This is a genomic window from Desulfotomaculum copahuensis, from assembly GCF_001655685.1.
GTDB classification, from domain to species: domain Bacteria; phylum Bacillota; class Desulfotomaculia; order Desulfotomaculales; family Desulfovirgulaceae; genus Desulfotomaculum_G; species Desulfotomaculum_G copahuensis.
The window spans coordinates 1-485 of the sequence record NZ_LYVF01000123.1; the positions used below are offsets into that span (position 1 = coordinate 1).

Below are 485 nucleotides of genomic sequence, written 5' to 3' on the forward strand. Positions count from 1 at the left end.
ATTTGCGCGGTGTCGGAGAAGTAAAGAAAGGGGAAATTTTCGTGGTCGAATGCACTGGCACACAAGCGGTCCCCTGATAACGAGCATCATCACCGCAATATCGACACATATGCACATCATTTCCATAATGGTAGCGAAAACGAGGTAACAGAATCGCATGTTATCGTAAATCCTGAAAAAGCCCTGCACCAAGTATTGGATTTTGTTCGGCGAAAATTCATTGGGTCCCCGGACCAGCCAACTGAATAATTAATCGAGTAGGGTAGCGCCGCAGTAATTTTCTGCGGCGTTATCCCTCTCACAGAACCGTACGTACGGGCCTCGTATACGGCTCCTGATAACCCTCAGTCACTTCTCATAGAAGTGAGACAAAATCCCAACGTTGTACGAAGCCAGATTGATCAGTCCAATCTCATCGAACCAGCTGTTCGGCAAGGCCATATTAATTAGCGGACTGGCGGAATTGCGCCAGCGCCTCATGGAGA

Annotated in this window: 1 protein-coding gene; it reads left to right on the forward strand. The window is 48.2% G+C overall.

The genetic code is table 11. The features are described 5' to 3' along the window. Positions 1-54 precede the first annotated feature (54 nt). On the forward strand, positions 55-249 hold the full coding sequence (locus A6M21_RS19465) for a toxin-antitoxin system TumE family protein (RefSeq protein WP_427854615.1): 195 nt from the start codon (positions 55-57) through the stop codon (positions 247-249). The last annotated feature ends 236 nt before the right edge of the window (positions 250-485 follow it).